Consider the following 15,848-nt stretch of genomic DNA (forward strand, 5'->3'; position numbering starts at 1 on the left):
TCTGGTGCGAGGCCCATTGAAGAAATCCGATGTGAGACCTTCATTATAGAAACAAAAGGCGAAGGAAAATCCCTCGCCCTGTGAATTATCGTCCTATTTTTAAAGTTCTTTGGCGATGCGGTCGAAAGCCATCAATTTTTCGAGCAGCGCAGGCATTTTATCGATTGGCACCATATTGGGTCCGTCAGAGGGCGCATTGTCGGGATCTTCATGGGTTTCAATGAAAACGCCCGCCACGCCAACAGCGACGGCCGCGCGTGCCAGCGTCTCGACGAACTCGCGTTGTCCGCCGGAAGAACCACCCTGCCCTCCGGGTTGCTGCACGGAATGTGTCGCATCGAAAATCACCGGTGCACCGAAACCGGCCATGATCGGTAGCGAACGCATGTCGGAAACAAGCGTATTATAACCAAACGACGCCCCGCGCTCTGTTGCCAATACATTGGAATTGCCATTTTCCGTAATTTTGGCGAGCACATTTTTCATGTCCCAGGGGGCAAGAAACTGCCCCTTCTTGACATTGATAACCCGTCCGGTCTTCGCAGCGGCAATAAGAAGATCAGTCTGGCGGCAGAGGAATGCTGGGATTTGCAGCACATCCACCACTTGCGCCACGGCGGCGCATTGCTCTTCGGTATGGACGTCGGTGAGAACCGGAAATCCGAACTCTGCCTTGAGATCGGCAAAAACTTCCAGCGCCTTTTCAAGCCCGATACCGCGCTGCGCTTTCAGCGACGTGCGATTCGCCTTGTCGAAACTCGACTTGTAGACGAGGCCGATGCCAAGTCTTCCGGCAATTTCCCTGAGGCGTCCAGCCATGTCGAAAGCGTGGTCGCGGCTTTCCATCTGGCACGGTCCGGCAATAAGTGCCAAAGGTGCGCTATTCGAGAAAGTGACATTACCGATTTTCACGGAAGAATTGGCGGGCGTCATGATCTGAAACCTTCAAATGCAAACAATATCCCCGAACTGGAGCGGGAACGACAATACGGAACCCCTTTATAAAAGGGATTCCGTCGCGTGTAAAAGTTCTTCACATGCATCAAACCAGCCTGCCCTGCTCCATGGCAGCGGCGATGAAGGATGCAAACAGCGGATGTGGTTCAAACGGACGAGATTTCAGCTCTGGATGGTACTGAACGCCGATGAACCACGGATGGTCGGCATATTCCACTGTTTCCGGCAGAATGCCATCCGGCGACATGCCGGAGAAGACCAGACCGCATGCTTCCAGCCGGTCCTTGTAATCGACATTGACTTCATAGCGATGGCGATGACGTTCAGAAATTGCGGTTGAGCCGTAAATTTCGGCGATATGCGTTCCCGCTTTAAGCGTGGAATCATAAGCGCCAAGACGCATCGTACCGCCGAGATCGCCTGCCTTCGTACGCTTTTCGAGCATATTGCCCTTCAGCCATTCGGTCATCAGACCGACAACAGGCTCCTTGGTCGGGCCGAATTCTGTCGAGGAAGCATTCTCGATACCAGCCAGATTACGCGCGGCCTCAAGGCATGCCATCTGCATACCAAAGCAGATACCGAAATAGGGAACCTTGCGCTCGCGTGCGAATTTCGCCGCAAGAATCTTGCCTTCCGCGCCACGCTCGCCAAAGCCGCCCGGCACCAGAATACCGTGCACCTTTTCAAGATAGGGAGCCGGGTCTTCGCTTTCAAAGACTTCCGCTTCGATCCAGTCGAGATTAACCTTCACCTTGTTGGCCATACCGCCATGCTGAAGCGCCTCGATCAGTGACTTATAGGCGTCCTTGAGCTCGGTATACTTGCCGACGACGGCAATGGTCACCTCGCCTTCCGGATTGTGCACGAGACGGGAAATTTCTTCCCAGCGCTCCATGCGCGGTTTTGGCGCCGGATCGATTCCAAACGCGGCCAGAACCTCGGAATCGAGGCCCTCCTTATGATAGGCGATCGGCACGTCATAGATCGACGAGACGTCGAGCGCCTGAATGACAGCGCTTTCGCGCACATTGCAGAACAACGACAACTTTCGGCGCTCAGATTGTGGAATCGCGCGATCCGCGCGCACCAAAAGAACATCCGGGGCAATGCCGATGGAGCGCAGTTCCTTGACAGAATGCTGCGTCGGCTTGGTCTTCAGTTCGCCCGCCGCCGGAATATACGGCATCAAAGTCAGGTGGATATACACGGCGCTACCGCGCGGCAGTTCGTTACCCAGCTGGCGAATGGCTTCGAGAAACGGCATCGCTTCGATGTCGCCGACCGTGCCGCCGATTTCGCACAGCACAAAATCGAAATCTTCGTTCCCTTCGAGAACGAAGTTTTTGATTGCATCCGTGACATGCGGAATAACCTGAACCGTCGCACCGAGATAATCGCCGCGGCGTTCTTTTTCGATGATGTTGCGGTAAATACGACCGGTGGTGATATTGTCCTGCTGGTTTGCTGGACGACCGGTGAACCGCTCGTAGTGGCCCAGATCGAGGTCTGTTTCAGCACCATCGTCAGTGACGAAGACCTCACCATGCTGGTAAGGCGACATCGTGCCGGGATCGACATTCAGATAAGGGTCGAGTTTACGGATACGCACGCGATAACCGCGTGCCTGAAGGAGTGCAGCCAAAGCTGCTGCGGCAATGCCTTTTCCGAGGGAGGAAACCACGCCGCCTGTGATGAATACATATCGCGCCATGGGCTTATGTCGTTAGACCCTTCTGATTGATTCCGCCACTAAAAAATTCTGTCAGGCGTTTTTTTCCTGCACTTTAATGCTGTTGGCACATGCGTCCAGCATCAGTGCAATATAAAAGCCGGGACAAGCCCGGCTTCTCCGGCAATAACTGCTCTGTCGTCAGAGCACGACGACTTCTGCCCCAAGACCAACGCGTTCATAGAGATCCATGACGTTTTCATTGGTCATGCGGAAACACCCGTTCGAAGCGGAACTGCCAATGGTCCATGGCTGAGTCGTGCCGTGGATGCGGATGTAAGTATCTTTATTACCCTGAAAGAGATACATGGCGCGTGAACCAAGCGGGTTGCCCGGACCGCCATCCATACCGTTCTTGTAACGCCCATATTGCGATGGGCTGCGTTCGATCATGTCCTTGGTGGGGATCCAGCGTGGCCACTCGCGCTTGGCGTCAACGGTCGCAGTTCCCTTGAATTCCATCCCCACTTTACCCACAGCAATCCCGTAGCGACGCGCGGTCGTTGGAGTTTCGATGAAATAGAGGAAATATTTCGCCGGATCGATCACAATCGTCCCCGGCTTGTAGCCGCTGAAGGGAACCGTCTGGGCGTGGTAGCGCGGATCGATATTGTACCGGTTGAGCACCACCTTCTTTGCCGTAGCGGTACTGGCTGCACTCTTCTTCTTCGTTCCCGAATTGGCTTTTGCATCGGTCGGGGAGGCAGCATAAGCGGGACCGGCAAGCCCGATGCAAAGACTTGCAATACCAGCCATCAAAATAAAGCGCGAAGTCATGATCAGTTCCTGAAATCCTGGCATATATGGGAAAACGCCTGTCGCTCCATAACAATCAGGCTTTCATTTTCCTTACTGGAAACAGTAGCGCTACTCAATTCGCCGCAAGCTCAGCCTGCAGCGATTCAACACACCCTATTGCCTGCATGCAACACTTTGGGAGAGGATGGTTAACAAAAAGAAAACCGGCCTTCATCGGCCGGTTTTCAAATTCGTGTCCTGCAAATAGCCTATTGCGAATTCGGAACCTGATTGGTCGTGCCTGCCGGAGCGGCATCGGGTGCAGGCGCCTCATCACTGTTGGTGCGTGAAGATTCGCCGCCCAATTGATCCAGAATTCCGCCGCCGTCTGTCCCATTACCGCTTGCAGGCTGAGTCTGGCTACCAGTCGCCGCCGGAATACGGTCGAGAATGTCGGTCGGGCGATCACCAAAACGCGCCATGATGCCCAGGAGGAGCGAGGTCGCGAAAAAGGCAGCTGCCAGAATGGCCGTCGTACGGGTGAGCGCATTCGCAGCGCCTCGCGCCGTCATGAAGCCCGAGCCGCCGCCGATACCAAGGCCACCGCCTTCGGAGCGCTGGATAAGCACCACGCCGACAAGCGCTAGGACGATCAACAAATGAATGACAATGACTATGGTCTGCATAGGTTACGGTCTTTATGTCTCTGAACTAATGCCATTCCGGCAAATTTGCGTCCGGCCGGACGATGATACAAACAGATAGAGCGGCTCTTACACCTTATTATACGATAATCCAACCCCGGACAGATACGAATACCGGTCACAGATTGCGATAGGTTTCGCATATGGCGAGAAAGTCGGCAGCTTTCAAGCTTGCGCCTCCGACCAGCGCACCGTCCACGTCAGCCACGCCCAGCAATTCGGCAGAGTTTGAAGGCTTGACCGAGCCGCCATAGAGCAGACGCAGATGCGTTCCATTGGCGCCAAAACGCTCGGCCAGTTTTTCTCGCATGAACGCATGGGCAGCGCGCACATCCTGAACGGTCGGCGTCATGCCGGTCCCGATCGCCCAAACGGGTTCATAGGCGACAATCGTATTTTCCGCGCTCACGCCTTCCGGCAGTGAGGCGGCAAGCTGTGCACCGATTACTTCCAGCGTGCGTTCCGCCTTTCGCTCGTCGGCCGTCTCGCCCACGCAGACGATGGCTACCAGCCCGGCAGCCCACGCGGCCTCGGCTTTGCTTCGGATCAGCTCATTGGTTTCAAATTGATCGGTGCGGCGCTCCGAGTGGCCCAGAATCACATGGTTTGCGCCCGCCTCTTTCAGCATTGGAGCGGAAATTTCGCCTGTATGCGCACCCGAAACCTTTTGATGGCAGTCCTGACCGCCCAATACTACGGCCCCGCCCTCCAGCGTTTCTATCGCGCGCGATAGTAATGTTGCCGGAACACAAATGACGGCATCGAGCTTGCGGCCCAGATCGGAACTCAGACCCGCTGCTATGGCGCGCAATTCCGTAAGGGATTCCCCCGTGCCATTCATTTTCCAGTTGCCAGCCACCAACGGACGGATTCCCGGAGTCATCGCATTCTCCTCACCTTGAGCAACGCTCCGCTCAATTGAGAACGGTACGGAGCGCCAGATTTTGCCCTGACTAAGCGTATTTGCCCTTCAATGCAATGTTCTAGGTACTCGATATTCAATGAGACCTTGCATCAGGGCCTAGCTTGAGGTTATCCCCTTTCAAGGCTTCTATATCGATAGCCGAGCTATGTTTTATTCTCGAAGGGTTTCCGATGCTCGACAGCTTGCGTAATGCCGCCCGCTCATGGGTCGCCAAATTTTTGCTTGGCCTGCTTGTGTTAAGCTTTGCAGTCTGGGGCATATCCGATGCTTTCCAAGGCGACAGGGCAGGCAATGCTGCGTTGAGCGCCGGCAAGTCGGAAGTCAGTGCAACAGACTACCGTTTTGCTTATGAACAGCAGCTCTTGCGTTTGTCGCAGCAGTTCCGGCAGCGGCTAACCCGCGAACAGGCGCAGTCATTAGGCATAGAACACCAGGTTCTGGCACAGCTTGCGGCCGGTGTCGTTCTCGATGAGGAGGCACGCAATATGCAGCTCGGTCTCTCCAAAGACGGAATCGCTCGCTTGACCGCTCAGGATCCTTCATTTCAGGACGCAAGCGGAAATTTCAGCCGCTCCCAGTTTGACGCCGTGTTGCGTCAGGCGGGTATCCGCCCACAAGACTATCTCGACAACCGTGCGAATGTCGCCCGACGCCAACAGATTGTGGAAGCGGCAACCGATGGCGTGAAAATGCCCGATACCATGCTCAAGGCGCTTGCTCTCTATCAGGGCGAAAGCCGAAGCGCCGATTACATCGCTATTCCAGCAGAGAAAGCGGATAGCATCCCTGCCCCTTCCGATGAAGTCCTCAAGACCTATTTCGAAGCACATAAGGATGAATATCGGGCGCCCGAATATCGCAAGATCACTTATGTGAAGCTGGAGCCGTCCGATATTGCTGACCCCTCCGCCGTCACGCAGGAAGAAATCGACGATTATTACGAAAAGAACCGCGATCAGTTCAGTACACCCGAAACGCGTATCATCGAGCAATTGAGCTTTATTGATGACGCTTCCGCGCAAGCCGCACATCAGAAAATCCTCGCCGGAACCAGCTTCATGGACATCGGCAAGGAACAGGGCAAGTCGGAAGCCGATCTCACGCTCGGCACCTTTGAAAAATCGGCTCTCCCCGATCCGGTCATTGCCGATGCAGCCTTTGCATTGAACGAAGGCGGCGTCAGCGAAGTTGTGAATGGCGCTTTCGGCCCAGTGATCCTGCGTGTATCCAAAGTCCATCCCGCGCATATCAGGGCGCTGAGTGAAGTTGAAAGCGAAATCCGCAGCACGGTTGCGACCAATATCGCCATCAGCTCCATCAACGGTATCCATGACAGCTACGAGCAGGAGCGCTCGGATGGTGCCACCATGGCGGAAGTTGCAGGCAAGCTTAATCTGAAGGCCGTGACCGTCGACTCTATCGACGCCGAAGGCAACGATATGGCCGGAAGCGCGGTCGACCTGCCCAATGCGGAAGCCTTGCTTTCCGCGTCGTTCGAAGCTGATCAGGGTTTCGATAATGATGCGCTGACCATGGGCAATACCGGCTACCTCTGGTATCAGGTGGATGAAGTTACCCCTGCCCGCGACCGTACGCTTGATGAAGTCAAGGACCAGACTATCGCCGCATGGAAAGGTGAAGAAGCTGTCAAGCGGCTCAGCCAGCGCATGGAAAACCTTAAGAAGCGCCTCGATAGCGGCGAGACGCTTGATGTGATCGCCGCTGAAGCGGATACAGAAAAACAGACCAAGCGCGGCATTACCCGTAGCACCAACGATGCTGATTTCGGCTCGGCAGCGACCGCTCAGGTCTTCCGTGGTCCTAATGGCCATACGGGCATAGCAGCGGCGTCGTCGGACGATGCGCAGATACTCTTCAAGGTGGTGGAAGTGACGGCGCCGACGGCAGCAGGACCGGAAGCCATTCCACAAGAACAGCGGGACTATTTGTCCACAAGGCTTGGAGACGATATTCTCGAGCAATTCGTCGGCGAGTTGCAAAAACAATATCCGGTCAGAGTGAACCAGAGCGTCATCAACAACGCCCTCGCATTCTGATCCGCACCAGGTATGGAATCATGGCCGATCTAAAACCCTATATCGCAAAGGTTGCCTCCGGCTCTTCCTTGTCGTTCGAGGATTCAAAAGCTGCCTTCGACATCATGATGTCCGGGCGGGCGACTCCTTCGCAAATTGGCGGTTTTCTCATGGCACTGCGCGTACGCGGAGAAACCGTGCCGGAAATCGCCGGAGCCGTTGCCTCCATGCGTGCGCGTATGCTGCCAGTTTCGGCCCCTGTCGGCGCCGTGGATATTGTCGGCACTGGTGGCGACCAGTCGGGTTCCTATAATGTATCGAGCTGTTCGGCATTTGTCGTCGCAGGCGCAGGCGTGCCCGTAGCCAAACATGGTAATCGCGCACTTTCATCGCGCTCGGGTGCAGCCGATGCCCTGGCCGCGCTCGGGGTCAATATCGAAGCCGACGCGGACACCATCGGGCGCTGCATAAATGAAGCAGGTCTTGGCTTCATGTTCGCGCCTACACATCATTCGGCAATGCGCCATGTCGGCCCGTCGCGCGTTGAACTGGGTACACGCACTATATTCAATCTGCTTGGTCCCCTCTCCAATCCCGCAGGCGTAAAGCGCCAGCTTCTTGGAGTCTTTTCCGCCGATTGGGTCGAGCCTCTAGCGCATGTGCTCAAGGAACTTGGCTCCGAAACAGTATGGGTCGTCTACGGCGATGGCCTTGATGAAATGACTACGGCAGGCACCACGAGGATCGCTGCCCTTGAAGACGGCAATATCCGCACTTTCGAGCTAGAGCCGGAAGATGTCGGCCTTCGCCGCGTCGATCCGGCCCAATTAAAGGGCGGTGAGGCCGCGGAAAATGCCAGGGCGCTTCTGGGCGTTCTTGAAGGAAATCAGAATGCCTATCGCGATATCGTGCTGCTCAATTCCGGTGCGGCACTGGTTATTGCCGGCAAGGCCGGAGATATCAGGGAAGGCATCGCACTTGCCGCCCAGTCTATTGACAGCGGCGCGGCATTGACGGTTCTGCAAAAGGTGATCGCAGTCACCAATGACAGACCGCTCTGACCAGGAAGGATTTGCTTCATGTCCACCGACATTCTGCGCAAGATCGAAGCCTATAAGCGTGATGAAATCGCAGCCGCCAAAGCGCGTCTGCCGCTGGAAGAAGTGAAAGCCCGCGCCAAGGATCAGCCACCCGCGCGCGGATTTCTCAAGGCGCTGGAAGCAAAACGAGCAGCGGATAAATTCGCTCTCATTGCCGAGATCAAGAAGGCCAGCCCCTCAAAGGGTCTGATTCGTCCCGATTTCGATCCTCCGGCACTGGCCCATGCCTATGAGGAAGGCGGTGCTGCCTGCCTGTCCGTATTGACCGACGCCCCATCCTTTCAGGGTGCACCGGAATTTCTGGGCGCCGCTCGCAATGCCTGCTCATTGCCCGCGCTGCGCAAGGATTTCCTTTTCGATACCTATCAGGTTCATGAAGCGCGCAATTGGGGCGCAGACTGCATTCTTATCATTCTTGCCAGCATTGATGACGATCTGGCTAAAGCACTGGAAGAAACCGCTTTCGAACTGGGCATGGATGCCTTGATCGAAGTGCATGACGAAGCGGAAATGGAGCGTGCGCTCAAGCTTTCCTCTCGTCTTGTTGGTGTCAACAACCGCAATCTGCGCACGTTTGAAGTCGATCTGGCGGTGTGCGAGCGGCTGGCCAATATGGTTTCTTCGGATCGTCTTCTGGTCGGTGAAAGTGGTATTTTCACCCATGGGGATTGTTTGCGGCTCGAAAAATCCGGCATCGGAACGTTCCTGATCGGGGAAAGTCTCATGCGAAAGGACGATGTGGCCGCAGCCACGCGTGAGTTGCTGACCGGCAAGGCTGACCAATGACGCCAAAGCTCACCCATCTTGATCACACGGGTGCCGCCAATATGGTCGATGTCGGCGACAAGAATGAAACCGGGCGCGAGGCCACCGCCGAAGGCGCGGTCAGGATGAAGCGGGAAACGCTGGCGCTGATTCTTGAAGGTAATGCTGCCAAGGGTGACGTCATCGCCACTGCCCGGATAGCCGGTATCATGGCCGCCAAGAAAACTGCCGAGCTCATCCCTTTGTGTCATCCCCTGATGCTGACGAAAGTGTCAGTGGATATTGAGCCAGAACCGGCGCTGCCCGGATTGCGCGTGCGCGCAACGGCAAAGCTCAAAGGTCGCACTGGCGTCGAAATGGAAGCATTGACCGCCGTTTCCGTCGCGTGTCTCACCATTTACGACATGGCCAAGGCGGTTGACCGCCATATGGAAATGACCGGCATCCGGGTGGTCGAAAAAAGCGGCGGCAAATCAGGCGACTGGAAAGCCTGAGATTCCCACGGGAGGAAACAAAATGTCCCTTCTTTCGGTCGATGAGGCACTGGCCCGCATATTGGAGGGTGCCGCTCCGCGCGGTGCCGAGCAGGTCGCGCTGGCTTCCGCCGGAGGGCGGGTCGTCTGCGAACCGCTGCAAGCTCGCCTTATGCAACCGCCCTTCGACTGTTCGGCCATGGACGGTTATGCGCTGATCGCGCCTGATGAGATCGCCTATCCGCTCGAATTCGAGATTATCGGCGAATCGGCGGCTGGCAAGCAATTTGAAGGGCGGCTGTCCCGTGGGCAGGCCGTGCGGATATTCACCGGCGCACCTCTCCCCAAAGAGGCCGATACGATCGTTATTCAGGAGCACACACAACGCTCCGGTGATCGGCTTACCATTCTGGAAGGTATTACAAAAACCCGCCATATCCGCCGCGCTGGTCTCGATTTCGCACCGGGCGATGAACTTCTCCCAGTTGGAAGAGAACTTGATGCCCCCGCTTTGTCGCTGGCAGCCGCAAGCGGTCATTCAGCTGTTTCCGTTTACAAGAAGCCAGGCGTCGCCATTCTCGCCACTGGCGATGAGCTTGTCGCGCCCGGCATCACCCCCGGCAAGGATCAGATCATTGCCTCCAATAGCGTCGGCGTTGCCGAAATCGTGCGCCGCGCAGGTGGAGACGCAAACGATCTGGGCATAGTTCAGGACGATCTATCCCTGATCGAGGCCACAATCAGCGCAGCATTTGATGACGATATCGACATTCTCGTAACGATTGGCGGTGCATCAGTCGGAGACCGCGACTTCGTTCATGGCGCATTGCGCAATTGCGGGGTTGATCTCGGCTTCTGGAAGATTGCGATGCGCCCCGGAAAACCTCTTATGTATGGCCGCAAGGATGTTTCGGGCAGGATAGTGCATGTCATCGGCTTGCCAGGCAATCCAGTGTCGAGCCTTGTTTGCAGCCTCATCTTCTTGCAACCGTTAGTGGCCAGGTTATCCGGCATCGATCAGACCGCTGATATAAGGCTCGCGCGTCTTGGCGCAGCCATGCCCGCCAATACCGCGCGCCGCGATTTTATCCGTGCCACGATCAAGCGCGCCGATGATGGAACCCTGATCGCTACTCCATATCCGATACAGGATTCATCCATGCTGTCCGCTCTGGTGCGCGCTGATACCCTTCTCATTCGCGAAGCGAGCGCATCCGCAGCATCAGAAGGCGACCCCTGCCACGTTCTTATGCTCTAAAAGCTGCGATGCCCGATAATCTCCTGCCTTTCCGGCCAACATTATTTTAGCCTTCATTAATTATTTTAAAACCATTGCAGAACAAGACTGGAACATATAGTGTTTGTTCTGCATTTGTTTTTATTTGATTCTGGGCCGGGAGGGTAGCGCACATGTTAACCCGTAAACAGCACGAGCTTCTGCTGTTCATTCATGAACGTCTAAAAGAGTCTGGCATTCCACCTTCTTTCGACGAAATGAAGGAAGCGCTCAATCTTGCTTCCAAATCAGGTATTCATCGGCTGATCACAGCGCTTGAAGAGCGTGGTTTCATCCGCAGGCTACCCAATCGTGCACGAGCGCTCGAGGTGCTGCGACTGCCTGATTCCATCGCACCGGGCCTCAATGCGCAGAAGAAATTTGCGCCAAGCGTCATAGAAGGCAGCTTGGGCAAAGCTCCTCCGCCTCAGCCAGCGCCGCCATCGGCAACCAGCAGCGATGCCTCCGCAACCGTTTCGATTCCGGTTATGGGTCGGATTGCTGCGGGCGTTCCGATTTCCGCTATTCAGAACCAGACCCATTCTCTAAGCTTGCCCCCCGAAATGATTGGCCCGGGCGAACATTATGCCCTCGAAGTCAAAGGTGACTCGATGATCGAAGCAGGCATATTCGACGGAGACACCGTCATTATAAAACGTGGCAATACAGCCAGCCCAGGCGAAATCATTGTAGCGCTTGTGGACGACGAAGAAGCCACGTTGAAGCGCTTTCGCCGTAAGGGCGCATCGATTGCACTGGAAGCTGCCAATCCCGCCTATGAAACTCGTATCTTCGGCCCGGACCGGGTACAGGTGCAGGGCAAGCTGATTGGTCTCATCCGCCGCTACTGACCTACGCTTTTCCAATAAAGGCATGCGTAAAACAAAAATCAGAGCGGGCCCGATGGTTCCGTTTAAACAGGAACCGCTCTAATTTGCAGACTTTCTTTTATATTCGCGTTCTGGCAAACCGCGTGCCGGTCGGGAATAAAGGCGATGCAGATGCCAGGGGCGCACTGGCGTGCCGACTGCAAAGATCAGCTCGTCACCATATATAGATTTTCTGACTGCCTCCGACGCCTCAACCGGCGATCGAGGAACAGGACGCCCCTCTTCCAGAAAGCCGTTTTCTTTGTCGTCCGACGCGCTATCGGCCTTTTCGGGGATATCCGACAGCTTTCGGCCTAACCTTATTTCCAAAGTTCCTTTTAAGGCTAGTTCCTGCTTGCCAATGACAAGGACATTGGATCGGCCACAGCCGCGCACTTTGCCAACAACCGCCAGAATCACTAAATCCCCGATATTACAGGCGATTTCCTCTCCACTCTCATCGGCGCTATAGGCCAACATGCGCCCATCCCGCAGAGGGATGCTGCACACTTCCTCCTCGCAAATGAAAGCATTCTCATCAGAAACCGGGTTTTGTTTTCCAACCTTTTGAGGGGGAATAAACTCATCGATCAGATAGGCGGTTTGCCAGTTTTGCGCGGTGAATTTTGGTGGCCTGTTATGATTGACGGCAAAATTGCCATCCGGCAACCGAACCGCAATGAGCTTTGCATCTTCGCTTATCAGAATATCGGGCAATGGCGTTCGTATGAATACGATAAATCCTGCAACGATAAATGGCAACGCCAACCATCGCAACCGCGTGGTAAAAATGACGGCAATCACAACGGCCGCAGTCCAAAGCAAAAGTGTGGTGACGGGTATAGCACCAGGATTGCCTTCCGGCGATATGTTGGCAACAAAACCAGCAATCTGGCGGACCATCGACACGCCGAAACCCATGATTTGCAAAGGTAGCCAGTCGAGTTGCAATGGCATCAGCAGTAGGCTCAGAACAGCAAACGGCATCACCAGAATGGAAATTACCGGCAGGGCGAGCACATTGCCGACTAGCCCTAGCGGCGCGGTATTGTTGAAATGATATGCCGCGAAAATTCCGCTCGCCAGCCCTGCCACCATTGATGTCCCGGCTGTGGCCAGCGCGGGCCTGAAAATTTTTGCCGCAAGTCCATAGGGTGATGTGCGGTCATTTTCCTCGCTGGACCGTTTGCTGGCCCGTCTGTCACTCCACCATGCAAAGGCTGCGATAAGGGCAGCAGTCGCGGAGAAAGACATCTGGAAGCTTGGCCCCAGAATTTCATGGGGAGAAATTGCGATCATTGCAATTGCTGCAATCGCCAGATTGCGCATGCTGATCGCGGCGTGATCCACCAGAAGCGCACAAAGCATCACGACGATCATGACATAGCTACGCTGGGCAGCAACATCCGCACCCGACATTGCCAGATAGAACGTGCAGCTCAACAGCGACAGAAAAGCGGCATATTTCTTGACAGGGTGCCGCTGGCTGAACGCGGGAAACAGGGCGAACAACGAACGCAGTGACAACATGACAACGCCCGCCGCCAAAGCCATGTGCAATCCGGAAATAGACAGAATATGTGCAAGCCCGGATTTACGCAGGTCTTCATTGGTCTCCTCGCTGATGCCAGCACGTTCTCCGGCAATCAGCGCCGCCGCGACACTGCCGTTTTCCCCAGAGAGCACTTCCGCAATGCGCTCAGAAATCTTGATCCGAAGCGTGGCGATCCGCTCGGAGATTTTCGCAACCATGCCTGTCGCTTCCGGCACAGCAACAAGTTTCGGCGTTCCCAGAAAAAACCCGTTAGCGCCAATGCCGCTGAAATAGGCATGAAATGCGAAATCGTAATTTCCGGGTCTGACGGGACCTGATGCTACACGCAAGCGGGCAAAGCCGTTCAATCCGCTGCCGATCGTCGTATTGGCAGGAATATCGCGGGCGGTAATCCTTATGCGTTGCGGCGCATAGCGCAGTTTGGGCCTTTCTGTTTCAAGCAGGTCGAGCGTAACACGCCAGCTTTCATTGTTCCGATATTCCAGCGCCACGACCCGTCCGGTGACGCGGGCAGAAACTTCGGACCCCAACATCTGCGTGGCCCGCCGCTCAGTTTCTACTTTTCCAGCGATCAATCCCAATTGCAGCACGACAACAAGCGTCAAAATCTGCGCAGGCATAAAATGCGCGCGTACCAGTATGCGCACAATAATCAATCCCGTGAGAATGGATAGCAGCGGCAGCCAGTACGGCTCGAAGGAAAGTGTGAAATAAATAAGTGCTCCGCAACCGGCAAATACCGGAAGCAAGAGGAAGACAAGGCCTCTCCCCGCTTCGCGGCCCCATACGATACCAATAGCGTCGAACGTTTTGGTGAAAAGTCCGGCCAGTCGTTCATAAAGACGAATAGGTTTCGTCTCTGGCGGATATGGCGACTCGCCATCGCTGACATGGGTCTGCCATGGCTCGGGCAATAGTGAGCGAGCAAGACCATCGGGCATGCTTTTCACAAGCGCCCGCTCGTCGATCTCCTGTGTTTCGCTTATGCCCGTCATGCCCCCGCCTGACTGCAAAAGTGTTTCTGTGCCCATTCCGGCTCAGCTAAACAAACGCAAAGCCCTTGCGCACTGTGCTGCCTATGCTACATGAACGCGAGTTAAAATCGAGTGGGTTCGCGCACCAAGAACCCGAATAGCCCACAGGCTGCCAGCCGGTGGGCAATGCAAATTCAGAATTTCGCCTCGTTCCCGGCACTCATCGCAGCTTTGCGAGGCAATATAGTGGAGCCGTCATGTCGAAACCGGTCGTCACCCGTTTTGCCCCCTCGCCCACGGGTTTCCTTCACATTGGCGGAGCCCGCACCGCGCTGTTCAACTGGCTTTATGCCAGACATAGTGGAGGCAAGATGCTTCTGCGCATCGAGGATACCGACCGCGAACGTTCCACCGATGCAGCCACGGCTGCAATTCTCGATGGACTGAGTTGGCTCGGGCTGGATTGGGACGGTGACGTCATTTCGCAGTTCGAGCGTGCGCCGCGCCATCGTGAAGTGGCCGAAGAACTGGTCGCGAATGGCAAGGCCTATTATTGCTATGCGTCGCCGCAGGAACTGGAAGAAATGCGCGAAAAGGCTCGTTCTGAAGGCCGCCCTCCGCGTTATGATGGACGCTGGCGCGAGCGCCCTTCTACGGAAGCTCCGGCAGGCATCAAGCCTGTCATTCGAATCAAAGCGCCGCAAGACGGCGAAACCGTCGTCCGCGACGCCGTGCAGGGCGATGTACGGTTCCCAAACAAGGATCTGGATGATTTCATCATCCTGCGCTCGGACGGCACGCCGACCTATATGCATGCCGTTGTCGTCGACGACCACGATATGGGTGTAACTGACATCATCCGTGGTGACGACCATCTCACCAATGCTGCTCGCCAGACCGTGATTTACAATGCCATGGGCTGGGATGTGCCGCAAATGGCGCATATTCCCCTCATTCATGGCGCGGACGGCGCGAAGCTCTCCAAACGTCACGGTGCGCTTGGCGTCGATGCCTATCGCGCTATGGGGTATTTGCCCGAAGCGCTGCGTAATTATCTCGTCCGCCTTGGCTGGAGCCATGGCGATGACGAAATCATGTCCACCGAGCAGATGATCGAGTGGTTCGACGTCAAGGACATCAACAAGGGCGCCGCACGCTTCGACTTCCAGAAGCTTGAAGCCATCAATGGCCTCTATATGCGCACAAGCGATGACAATTCATTGTTTGATGCGCTTGTCACGGTGCTACCGGAACTGGAAGGTGGCAAGGAGCTGGCCGACGCGCTCGATGACAAGCACCGCGCCCAACTTCTCGCCGCAATGCCAGGCCTGAAAGATCGCGCAAAGACCCTGAAAGAACTGGCCGACGGCGCGAAGTTCATTTTCGCAACGCGCCCGCTCGATCTGGATGAAAAAGCAGCGTCATTGCTCAATGATGAAGGTCGAGCGATACTCGGCTCGGTCTTGCCACATCTGGAATCGGTAAGCGAATGGAACATTGAGCCACTTGATGCGGCGGTGCGTGCGCATGCTGAAGCCGCAGGGCTGAAGTTGGGCAAGATTGCACAACCCCTGCGCGCCGCTCTGACTGGAAAAGCTACTTCTCCAGGTGTATTCGATGTGCTGTTCGTGCTTGGCCGCCAAGAGTCACTTGATCGTATCCGCGATCAGGTCGGTTAAGTTGCTATCTTTCACGACGACGTGACAAAAGCGGTAGGAATAGTTCAAATTACGCATTGCATCGC

The 15,848-nt window shown here is 55.6% G+C and carries 13 protein-coding genes; 7 read left to right on the forward strand and 6 right to left on the reverse strand.

Annotated features, from left to right (window positions below; genetic code table 11):
• Positions 1–99: 99 nt before the first annotated feature.
• The 5 genes from kdsA to tpiA form a co-directional block, all read right to left on the reverse strand.
• Positions 100–933 (reverse strand): 3-deoxy-8-phosphooctulonate synthase, encoded by an 834-nt coding sequence (gene kdsA / locus KUG47_RS13875; protein ID WP_217678572.1) that lies wholly within the window; start codon positions 931–933, stop codon positions 100–102.
• Positions 934–1,042: 109 nt separating this feature from the next.
• Positions 1,043–2,671 (reverse strand): CTP synthase, encoded by a 1,629-nt coding sequence (locus KUG47_RS13880; RefSeq protein WP_217678573.1) that lies wholly within the window; start codon positions 2,669–2,671, stop codon positions 1,043–1,045.
• 159 nt (positions 2,672–2,830) lie between these two features.
• A complete protein-coding gene (locus KUG47_RS13885; RefSeq protein WP_217678574.1) occupies positions 2,831–3,466 on the reverse strand; it encodes a L,D-transpeptidase in 636 nt (211 codons plus the stop codon).
• A gap of 230 nt (positions 3,467–3,696) precedes the next feature.
• Complete coding sequence (gene secG / locus KUG47_RS13890) at positions 3,697–4,113, reverse strand: preprotein translocase subunit SecG (protein WP_217678575.1); 417 nt, start codon at positions 4,111–4,113, stop codon at positions 3,697–3,699.
• A gap of 136 nt (positions 4,114–4,249) precedes the next feature.
• A complete protein-coding gene (gene tpiA / locus KUG47_RS13895; protein WP_217678576.1) occupies positions 4,250–5,014 on the reverse strand; it encodes a triose-phosphate isomerase in 765 nt (254 codons plus the stop codon).
• A 212-nt stretch (positions 5,015–5,226) separates the two neighbouring features.
• Here tpiA and KUG47_RS13900 point away from each other — a divergent pair, with 212 nt between their 5' ends.
• The 6 genes from KUG47_RS13900 to lexA all read left to right on the forward strand — a co-directional run bounded on the left by KUG47_RS13900 (position 5,227) and on the right by lexA (position 11,557).
• Complete coding sequence (locus KUG47_RS13900; RefSeq protein WP_217678577.1) at positions 5,227–7,113, forward strand: peptidyl-prolyl cis-trans isomerase; 1,887 nt, start codon at positions 5,227–5,229, stop codon at positions 7,111–7,113.
• A gap of 20 nt (positions 7,114–7,133) precedes the next feature.
• Entirely contained in the window at positions 7,134–8,153 is a 1,020-nt protein-coding gene (trpD, locus tag KUG47_RS13905) for an anthranilate phosphoribosyltransferase (protein WP_217678578.1), read from the forward strand.
• Positions 8,154–8,171: 18 nt separating this feature from the next.
• Positions 8,172–8,978 carry an indole-3-glycerol phosphate synthase TrpC gene (gene trpC / locus KUG47_RS13910; RefSeq protein ID WP_217678579.1) on the forward strand — a complete coding sequence of 269 codons (807 nt, stop codon included), beginning with the start codon at positions 8,172–8,174 and terminating at the stop codon, positions 8,976–8,978.
• Positions 8,975–9,451, forward strand: a complete 477-nt coding sequence (moaC, locus tag KUG47_RS13915; RefSeq protein ID WP_217678580.1) for a cyclic pyranopterin monophosphate synthase MoaC — start codon at positions 8,975–8,977, stop codon at positions 9,449–9,451. The genes trpC and moaC overlap by 4 nt, the downstream gene beginning before the upstream one ends.
• A 22-nt stretch (positions 9,452–9,473) precedes the next feature.
• On the forward strand, positions 9,474–10,688 hold the full coding sequence (locus KUG47_RS13920; RefSeq protein ID WP_217678581.1) for a molybdopterin molybdotransferase MoeA: 1,215 nt from the start codon (positions 9,474–9,476) through the stop codon (positions 10,686–10,688).
• A 152-nt stretch (positions 10,689–10,840) separates the two neighbouring features.
• Positions 10,841–11,557 (forward strand): transcriptional repressor LexA, encoded by a 717-nt coding sequence (gene lexA, locus KUG47_RS13925; protein WP_217678582.1) that lies wholly within the window; start codon positions 10,841–10,843, stop codon positions 11,555–11,557.
• A gap of 78 nt (positions 11,558–11,635) precedes the next feature.
• Here lexA and KUG47_RS13930 read toward each other — a convergent pair whose 3' ends face one another.
• Positions 11,636–14,125, reverse strand: coding sequence for a ComEC/Rec2 family competence protein (locus KUG47_RS13930; RefSeq protein WP_217678663.1), 2,490 nt, complete (start codon positions 14,123–14,125; stop codon positions 11,636–11,638).
• Between the two features lie 236 nt (positions 14,126–14,361).
• On the opposite strand from KUG47_RS13930, the gene gltX reads away from it, so the two are divergent.
• A complete protein-coding gene (gltX, locus tag KUG47_RS13935) occupies positions 14,362–15,783 on the forward strand; it encodes a glutamate--tRNA ligase (RefSeq protein WP_217678583.1) in 1,422 nt (473 codons plus the stop codon).
• Positions 15,784–15,848 lie beyond the last annotated feature (65 nt).

This window comes from Falsochrobactrum tianjinense (assembly GCF_019100495.1).
Lineage (GTDB): Bacteria > Pseudomonadota > Alphaproteobacteria > Rhizobiales > Rhizobiaceae > Brucella > Brucella tianjinense.

Excerpts from the sequence above, each read along its gene's own strand:
- tpiA (WP_217678576.1), bottom strand. The coding sequence starts at position 5,014 with ATGACTCCGGGAATCCGTCCGTTGGTGGCTGGCAACTGGAAAATGAAT.
- KUG47_RS13900 (WP_217678577.1), top strand. The coding sequence starts at position 5,227 with ATGCTCGACAGCTTGCGTAATGCCGCCCGCTCATGGGTCGCCAAATTT.
- gltX (WP_217678583.1), top strand. The coding sequence starts at position 14,362 with ATGTCGAAACCGGTCGTCACCCGTTTTGCCCCCTCGCCCACGGGTTTC.
- KUG47_RS13885 (WP_217678574.1), bottom strand. The coding sequence starts at position 3,466 with ATGACTTCGCGCTTTATTTTGATGGCTGGTATTGCAAGTCTTTGCATC.
- moaC (WP_217678580.1), top strand. The coding sequence starts at position 8,975 with ATGACGCCAAAGCTCACCCATCTTGATCACACGGGTGCCGCCAATATG.
- secG (WP_217678575.1), bottom strand. The coding sequence starts at position 4,113 with ATGCAGACCATAGTCATTGTCATTCATTTGTTGATCGTCCTAGCGCTT.
- lexA (WP_217678582.1), top strand. The coding sequence starts at position 10,841 with ATGTTAACCCGTAAACAGCACGAGCTTCTGCTGTTCATTCATGAACGT.
- KUG47_RS13930 (WP_217678663.1), bottom strand. The coding sequence starts at position 14,125 with ATGACGGGCATAAGCGAAACACAGGAGATCGACGAGCGGGCGCTTGTG.
- KUG47_RS13920 (WP_217678581.1), top strand. The coding sequence starts at position 9,474 with ATGTCCCTTCTTTCGGTCGATGAGGCACTGGCCCGCATATTGGAGGGT.
- KUG47_RS13880 (WP_217678573.1), bottom strand. The coding sequence starts at position 2,671 with ATGGCGCGATATGTATTCATCACAGGCGGCGTGGTTTCCTCCCTCGGA.
- trpD (WP_217678578.1), top strand. The coding sequence starts at position 7,134 with ATGGCCGATCTAAAACCCTATATCGCAAAGGTTGCCTCCGGCTCTTCC.
- kdsA (WP_217678572.1), bottom strand. The coding sequence starts at position 933 with ATGACGCCCGCCAATTCTTCCGTGAAAATCGGTAATGTCACTTTCTCG.
- trpC (WP_217678579.1), top strand. The coding sequence starts at position 8,172 with ATGTCCACCGACATTCTGCGCAAGATCGAAGCCTATAAGCGTGATGAA.